We start from the raw sequence: 7845 nt of genomic DNA, 5'->3' as shown, positions 1-7845 counted from the left end.
CCGCAAGGTCGAGGAGCCGGTGATCGAGCTGGCCTCGGACTACCCGGTGCCACCGCTGGACCTGACGGTGCCCACACGGCCACGCCATAAGCTACGGCCCCGCCCGATCGAGCCCGAGCACGAGGAGCCCGTCCGGTCCGGTTGAGCGGCCGTGTCAGGTGGCCAGGGCGGCGTAGTCCGGCAGGTCGAACTTCGTCGCCAGCGATGTGGTGCCGGCGACGAGTACGCGGCGCACCACGCTGCTGCGGAACATGGCGTTGCGCAGCCGTAGGCGCATGGCCGTGGACGGCGCGAGGAACTGCCCCGGGTTGGCGGCTCGTTGCCAGCGCCCGGCGTAGCTGCGCAGACGACGTTCGTAGGCGGCGAACGCCGTGCGGTGGTCGCCACCGGCCGCGGCGAGCTCACCGGCCAGCACATAGGCGCCGACCACGCTCGTGCCCACGCCCATGCCGCCGAGCGTGAGCCCGAATCCGGCGTCGCCGAGCAGGGCGACCCGCCCGCTCGACCAGTGGGGCACGCTGACCCGGCTGATCGAGTCGAAATACAGCTCCGGTGCCTCACGCAGGGAGTCGAGCAGCCGGGGAACGTGCCAGCGCATACCGGCCAGTGCGTCGGCGATCAGCTTCTTGTGCTGGTCGATGTCGTGCCAGTCGTAGTCGAGGCGCGGGGAGGCGAACACGACGAAGGCGCCCGCCCGGCCGGGTTCGTGCTGGTCGGCGGCGACGCTCGCCATCCGCCCGGGCACGTTGTACTGCTCCGGCGTGGTGCCGACGCGGAGGTCGTTCGGGAGATCCCAGCCGGCGAGGTAGTGGCCGAGATGCCGGACGTACTCCGCCTCCGCGCCGAAGGCGAGACGGCGCACCCCGGAATGGAGCCCGTCGGCCCCGATGACGACATCGAAGGTCTGTGACGCGCCCCGGGCGAAATCGACGTGCACGCCCTCCGCAGTCTGGGTGAGCTCGGTGACGGCGTCGCCGAACAGATACTCGGCACGGTCGGCGCTGTGATCGTGGAACACGCGGGACAGATCGCGCCGGAGCACTTCGATGTCGCCGCCTGCGAACTCGGCCGGTAGCTCCAAGATCTGCCGGCCTTGCTCGTCGACGGCCCTCATCGCGCCGGCGTGCGTCTGGAGGGCGCGTAGTTCGTCGAGCACGCCCATCTTCGACAGCACGCCCAGATGTGTCGGCCCGCGGAAGTCGACGGCGAATCCGCTGGTCCGCAGCGCGGGCGCCACCTCCACCACCGTGGTCGTTGCGCCGAACCGCGAGAGCCAGAGCGCGGCCGCGGGCCCTGCCACCCCCGCTCCGGAGACGAGGACGCGCAAGCCGTGCAGCGGAAGGGTGCTCATGTCGCTCTCCTCAAAAACTGTGTCCGACAGACACTGTGTACCATAGACACGGTTGCGTGGTGTCGGCAAGCACGAGGAGCGGTGATGGCGGTCGGAGACCAGGCAGGCGACTACGCAGAAGTGCTCGCCCTGCTCTGGGGGCGGCGACCACAACCGCGGCGTGGTCCTCGCCCCGCCCTGAGCCTGGAGGTGATCGCGCGGGCCGGCATCGAGATCGCCGACGCTGACGGAATACCTGCTGTGACCATGCAGCGGGTGGCCGAGGCGCTCGGCTTCACGAAGATGTCGCTCTACAGGTACGTGCCCGGCAAGGTCGAGCTCGTCGCGCTCATGACCGATACGGCCCTCGGCGAACCGGTGCGGCTCGACGCGGTCGCCGGGGGATGGCGCCCGCAGCTGCACGAATGGGCCACCCAGATGTTCGACCGGTTCTGGCGTCATCCGTGGGCACTGCAGACCACCGTCGGTGCGCGGCCGATGGGGCCCAACGAGATCAGCTGGTTGGAGCAGGCCGTCGCCGCCCTCTCCGGCACCGGGCTCGACGGCGGCGAGATCCTGGACGTCGCCGTCACGCTCGTCGGTCACGTCCGCACCATCGCCCAGCAAGGGGCGGCGACCGCGAGTCAGAGCCCCGAGCGCGCGATGGACTCGGCGATCGGGGCTCTTCTGCACGGCCATGAGGAGCGGTTCCCCGCACTCGTGGCGGCCCTCGACTCCGCACGCAGGAACGGCGCACAGGACCAGGCCCTCGACTTCGGCCTGAACCGCATCCTCGACGGCGTCGAGCTCCTCGTCACCACCCGCGCCCGGAGCTCCGGCTAGCTCGGGCCTTCCCGCGGCGTCACGTCGTGGCGACGACGTCCGCGACCACGCAGGCCAGGTTGTCGGGCGCGCCGCCGGCATGGGCGTGCTCGACGATCCGTGTGACGACGGCGGCGGGGTCGTCCTCACGCATCGACTCGCGAAGCACGCTCTCGTCGAGCACGGCGTGCACCCCATCGGTGCAGAGCAGGTACCGATCGCCGACCTGTGCCTCCCGCAGCTCGACGTCGGGGCGCTCCTCGGTGGTCAGCGCGCGGACGAGCAGCGCCCGTTGCGGGTGGGACGCCGCCTCGGCGATGGTCAGCCGTCCCTCGTCGACCATCGACTGGACGAGGGTGTGGTCGGTGGTGATCTGGTGTGTGACGCCGTCGCGGAGCAGGTAGGCGCGAGAGTCGCCGACGTGCACCAACGCGAGGCGCGACCCGGACCGGACCAGCGCGGTGAGGGTCGTCCCGAACGGCGGGCCGATCGCGGTGACGGCAGCCGCTGCCTCCGACAGCGCGTCGTCGAGGGCGTTCAGCACCTCGCCGGCCGAGACGCCGGCCCGGGCCAGCGCCCCGATGGCCGCTTCGCTGGCCGACGGCCCTTCGGCCGGGCCGAAGCCGTCGGCGACGGCGAGCAGGCCGTCGTCGGCGTGGACCGCATCCTGGTTCGCCTGCCGTACCAGGCCGCGCTCGCAGGCCGAGGCCCAGCGCAGGGTGATGGTGGTGGTTGCGTCGGTCATGGCTGTGTCCTTCCCGGACAGGTGATCGACGAGGGTGGTGGCGAGCTCCCGCCGGGCGGAGATCTCGATCTCGATCTCCTGCCAGTACGCGCCCACAGCGTCGGCCGCCGCCTGCCGTGGCAGGGCGATGACCTGGGCGATCCTGGCCAGGGGCATCCCGAGCCGCCGCAGCCACGCCACGAGCCGTGCCCGGTCGAGCTGGTCCGGCGAGTAGTACCGGTAACCCGACGCGGGATCGACCTCGACCGGGCGCAGCAGCCCCAGCTCGTCGTAGAGCCGCAGTGCCTTGGGTGACAGCCGTGCCACACGGGCGAACGCGCCGATCGTCAGCAGCTGCACAGTCCCTCCTCGTCCCGGGCCGGGTGCCCTGTGCGACGAGGCTGTGGGCTGCCCCGGGGGCAAGGTCAACCCCGGCTGCGTCAGATCTTCGAGCCTGCTCCCGACGGCGCGCGTGCGCTCTCGCGCAACTGCACCCGATCGCGCAGGCGGAGGTCTTCCGCGAGCGTGCACACAGCCTGGTCGATCCGGCGCAACATGCGGCTGACGGCGAGCCGTTCCAGCCGGTGCACGTCGGGCTGGCGCGACGCGTCGGACTCCGCGGCGTCGATCACGTCCTCGGCGGAGCGGATCTCGCCGGGATCGCGTTGGAGCACGGCCCGGCGCAGCCCGTCGAGGTTGGCCTGCACACGCTCCACCGCCGGACACAGCGCAGACCACCCCGGTGCATCCACGTGGTCGGCGAGCCGCGCCATGAAACGGGTGTAGTGGTCGACGGCGCTCAGCATCTGCACCATGCGGTGGTAGCTCGACCGTCCCCGCCGCCACGGCAGCGGGCTGTCGAGCGGCGCGGCCCGGGTGCGCAGGGTGGCCATCGTGTCGTGCACGTTCTTCGCCAGCTCCACCGAGTGCTCGGCCGACTCGCGCCCGAGGATGCGGTCGACCGACGTGGTGAGCACCGCGTCGACGGCGTCGATGTACTCGTCGAGAGCTTCCCCGAACGCGTCCCTGGTGCGCTTCGGCAAGATCAGGTAGCTCGCCAGGATCCCCAGTGCCGCGCCGAGGGCTGTCTCCTCGATCCGCAGCACCAGCGTGGCCACGCTGAACTGCCCGATCAGGCCGTACAGGATCGCGAGCACGGCGGTGATCCAGAACGCCAGCAACGACGGCGAGAGCTGCACGACGTAGATCGCGACGAAGATGCACGCGAAGAGCAGGATCAGGGCGGCCGCCTGGCTGCCGGACACGAGAAGGGCCAGGCCCATCCCGGCGATCACGCCGCCGATCGTCCCGAGGATGCGTCCCCAGCCGCGGCTCAGCACCTCGCCGCGGCTGGTGGTGCCTGCGAAGACGAGGAAGGCGGTGATGACGGCCCAGTACCAGCGGGAGGGCGAGAGGAGCTCACCGGCGACGATCGCGAAGCTGGTGGCGACCCCCACCTGGATGGCCTGACGGGTGGTCAGGAGCATCCCCCGGGGCGCTGTGGCGTCCTCCGCGGTCTCGGTGCTGCTGTCGCTCGGCGTGTACTCGGGTATCGGAGCGGCCCCGGGATGGCTCTCGGAGACCTCGGGAACCGGCTGGTCAGGGCACCGCAGGGTCCTGATCGCCCGGGCGAGCCGCGTCACCGCGAACGCCACCCGCTGCACGCGGTCGCCGTATCCGCGCGTCTCCCCGACGATGGGGGCGACGCTGCGCTCGGCTCCGTCGAGCAGCGCCGCCACCATCGCGTTCGGTGTGCCGGTGGCGGTGGCGGCCTGCAGCCCGTGCAGCCCGTCGAGAAGCATCCGGCGGGTGTCGTGCGACAGGGAGATGCCGGCCGTGAGTACACGCTCGCTCGAGACGGCGAGGCGTTCCGCGGACAGCTCGGCGTCGAGCACGCGCAGGGGCACGTCGCCCGCGGTCGGGCCCGATCCCGCGGACTGCTCCGACTCGTTCCGGGTCGCCGTGGCCGATACGAGGAGCGCGGTCTCGTTCAGCCGGGCGTGCTTGCGATGCAGATCGCGCAGGTCACCGTCGAGCTTCGCCGGCTCGTCCGCGAACAGGTCGACGACCGCGCCGACGAGGTCGTGCACACGGGCGTCGAATGCGTGCAGCTGCCGGACGAGGGTGCGCCCCGGCCGCTCGGAGAACAGGAAGCCCCGCAGCAGCACGCTCGACCCGACGCCGATGGCGGTGGCGAGCAGCAGCCAGGGCAGTTGGTCGGGCGCGGCGTGCAGGAACTGCGTGAAGAAGTAGGCGTTGAAGGCGGCCATCCCGAGCGCGGACCCACGTGGACCGAACCTGCGGATGTAGACCGCGCCGACCATCACCCCGACGAACACGATGTCGGCGAACAGATGGTGGGGCGCCAGCAACGTGCCTGCCGCGACCGCGGTGCAGGCCGGCACGGCCATGAGCGCAGTGGTGACCCGCAGGCGCTCCAGCTCGGGCTCGTTGACCGAGACGACGCAGATCATCGCCAGTACGGCGGAGAGCAGAACCACGGTGACGGGCTGGTTCGCGATGAGTGCTGTGATCCCGGCGGCGAGCGCCATCGACCCCGTACCGATCGCGGCGAGCCGCAGTCGGACCAGGCCCGGATCGATCGCGGTCAGCTTGGTGCGGAGCTCCCCGACCCACGACACCAACCCAGTCTTGCACGGCGGTGGCCCGCGAACGGGCTGCTGAGGTTTCTCGCCGGTGACGGCAGCAGCCGCCGTGAACCGGCGGGAAGGGGGCGGGTGAGCGTGCAGAGCCGCAGTTCACGGGGGGTGGGCGTGAGATCGACCGCCGCGAGGTTCTCGGCGAGCCGGTCGGGAGCCGTGCGCCGAGGATCACGCTGCCCTGGTTCGGGCGGGTAGCGGGACCGCGTCGCTCAGCCCGTGATCAGACGGCGCAGCCAGTGCTCACGGGCTCGTCGGGCCGCGACGGCGAGGGTCGAGTTGGGGAGGAACGTGTCGAAGCCGTGGAAGGCACCAGGCCAGACGTGCAGCTCTGCCTGCACGCCTGCGGCCCACAGGCGCGCGGCGTAGTCGACGTCCTCGTCGCGGAAGGTCTCGGTGGAACCGCAGTCGATGAAGGCAGTCGGAAGACCGGACAGGTCGGTGGCTCGTGCCGGCGCCGCGTAGGGGCTGACGCTGTCGGTGCCGCACTCGGCGCCGAGCAGCGCCTCCCATCCCGTGGCGTTGCTGATCGCGTCCCAGACGCCGACCCCGACGAACTGCTGCGCGGACAGACTGTCGTTGCGGTCGTCCAGCATCGGGCACATGAGCAGCTGCCCGGTCAGATGGGGCCCACCACGGTCGCGGGCCAGCAGGGCGAGCCCCGCCGCCAGACCGCCGCCCGCACTGACTCCGGCCACGAGCAGCGAATCCTTGTCGCCGCCGATGTTGTGAGCGTTCTGTGAGATCCAGAGCAGGCCCGCATAACAATCCTCGATCGGCGCTGGATGCGGATTCTCCGGGGCGAGCCGGTACTCGACGGTGACCACCACGACTCCCAGCCGTTCGATCCAGTCGAGAACGAGATCGATCTGGCTGAACCGGTCGCCGAAGAGGTAGCCGCCGCCATGTGTGAAATACACGATGGGCGCGTTCGGTGCGGAATCGGGGCGGCGCAGAACGGAAAGGGTGACGGCCGGTTCCGTGGCGAGGCCGGGCGCCTGAAGGTGCTCGACGATGATCGGGCGATCGTGTATGAGGTGCTCGATCGGAACCGCTGACTTCGCTGTGCGAATGCGGCCTTCCGGCACCATCTCGGGGGTGAGCGATGCCGGGACATCGGCGAGCAGCGTGGTACGCGCCATCTCCAGCTCCGGGTCGAACGGGGGGCGAGGAAGCAGCATCGGGCACCCATCAGTCCAGTTCGACTGGTGTGGGGCGACGGTGGACAACGTAGTCCCCATCGACTTGTAATCACCCGCCGAAGTTACTTCTGCGCGCATCGTATCCGACGGGCCGGGCTATGTCAGGTGGATCCGCTCGCCGGTAGATACAGGCGAATTGAATGAATATCGGTATTCGTGCTGAAGATGTGCTTTAGGAGTTAACCGGGCCTCGTGGAGTCTCGCCGCTGATAGGCGATTCGCCGTAGTTGCCGGCGAGCGGACTCGGCCGGCGTGGGGAGGCCGGCGTTCCTGCTCGACGTGGTCGGAACCGGTGGGGCCGGGCCGGCCCGGTGGCCGGAGGTCGACCCGCTCAGGGCTCCCACCGGGCCCCGGGTCGTCACGTCGTCGTGCTGATCGGCGCGGCCCGGCGATGAGCGGCAGGTCGTCGCGAGCCGGTGATCGCGGCGATCGGGTGCCGCCGTCGCTGCTCGGCCCGGCATGGCCATGACGCCGAGGAGCCGAGACGGCGTCGGGACGTGGTGGGGCGACGTGCTGATCTATTCGCCGCAGGTCACCCACACCGGGATGGTTCGGCTCGTTCCCGTGCGCCTCGGTGCCGACAATGGAGTAGATCGAGATCGACATCAGGTCCACCCGACGGACGCCTGAATGTAGCAGTCGCGGTGCCCGGATTCGGTTGCCTTCGGGTTCCGAATTTTAGCAATGCTGATAAGCGTGGCGTCACGTTCGGTAGTGACGTGCCCCTATCGTGGGCCGAGTCGGCCGGACTGTGGAGTGAAGCGGTTACCAATAGCACGGCGGCTGTCATGGTTTATGTCGAAAAGGGTGGATTTTCGGGTTGATCGCCGCGGTCGCCGGCTGCCCCGATCGTGCCTGTCGGACCTGCTCTGACTTGCGTACATCTCCACGCTCGGGCCATCCGATACGGAGTCCGATCGGTGCGGACTGCACGCCCGAACACCTGGGTAACAAGGTTCGTATCGACTTCGAGGGCGTCTTCGCCGAACTCGTCCAGATTGAATGTCAAGAATGGAGAGGCGTGTATCACATGCAGGCGTCGAGGATCTTCATTGTTGGTTCGGGTGTGGTTGGTCTGGCGACGGGGCGGGGGTTTGTGGAGGCGGG

The 7845-nt window shown here is 70.0% G+C and carries 6 protein-coding genes; 2 read left to right on the top strand and 4 right to left on the bottom strand.

The features are described 5' to 3' along the window. Window positions 1–154: 154 nt before the first annotated feature. Complete coding sequence (locus MMF94_RS42890) at window positions 155–1351, bottom strand: FAD-dependent monooxygenase (protein WP_241043253.1); 1197 nt, start codon at window positions 1349–1351, stop codon at window positions 155–157. An 84-nt stretch (window positions 1352–1435) separates the two neighbouring features. Here MMF94_RS42890 and MMF94_RS42885 point away from each other — a divergent pair, with 84 nt between their 5' ends. Then, window positions 1436–2173, top strand: a complete 738-nt coding sequence (locus MMF94_RS42885) for a TetR/AcrR family transcriptional regulator (protein ID WP_241043252.1) — start codon at window positions 1436–1438, stop codon at window positions 2171–2173. A gap of 19 nt (window positions 2174–2192) precedes the next feature. Here the strand turns inward: MMF94_RS42885 and MMF94_RS42880 are convergent, their stop codons facing one another. The 3 genes from MMF94_RS42880 to MMF94_RS42870 form a co-directional block, all read right to left on the bottom strand. Then, window positions 2193–3236 (bottom strand): MerR family transcriptional regulator, encoded by a 1044-nt coding sequence (locus tag MMF94_RS42880; RefSeq protein WP_241043251.1) that lies wholly within the window; start codon window positions 3234–3236, stop codon window positions 2193–2195. 80 nt (window positions 3237–3316) lie between these two features. Then, entirely contained in the window at window positions 3317–5518 is a 2202-nt protein-coding gene (locus MMF94_RS42875) for an FUSC family protein (protein ID WP_241043250.1), read from the bottom strand. A gap of 230 nt (window positions 5519–5748) precedes the next feature. Further along, window positions 5749–6717, bottom strand: a complete 969-nt coding sequence (locus MMF94_RS42870) for an alpha/beta hydrolase (RefSeq protein ID WP_241043249.1) — start codon at window positions 6715–6717, stop codon at window positions 5749–5751. An 841-nt stretch (window positions 6718–7558) separates the two neighbouring features. Here MMF94_RS42870 and MMF94_RS42865 point away from each other — a divergent pair. Continuing rightward, a partial coding sequence (locus tag MMF94_RS42865; RefSeq protein WP_241043248.1) for a hypothetical protein occupies window positions 7559–7845 on the top strand: 287 nt, incomplete at its 3' end.

The sequence above is a fragment of the Pseudonocardia alaniniphila genome, assembly GCF_022524485.1.
In the GTDB taxonomy this organism is placed as follows: Bacteria; Actinomycetota; Actinomycetes; order Mycobacteriales; family Pseudonocardiaceae; genus Pseudonocardia; species Pseudonocardia alaniniphila.
Note: the sequence above shows the minus strand (reverse complement) of the source record. Positions and strands in the feature narration are given on the sequence as shown.

What these genes read in the sequence shown, in the direction of transcription:
- MMF94_RS42890 (WP_241043253.1), bottom strand. Translation starts at nt 1,351, where the DNA reads ATGAGCACCCTTCCGCTGCACGGCTTGCGCGTCCTCGTCTCCGGAGCG.
- MMF94_RS42885 (WP_241043252.1), top strand. Translation starts at nt 1,436, where the DNA reads ATGGCGGTCGGAGACCAGGCAGGCGACTACGCAGAAGTGCTCGCCCTG.
- MMF94_RS42870 (WP_241043249.1), bottom strand. Translation starts at nt 6,717, where the DNA reads ATGCTGCTTCCTCGCCCCCCGTTCGACCCGGAGCTGGAGATGGCGCGT.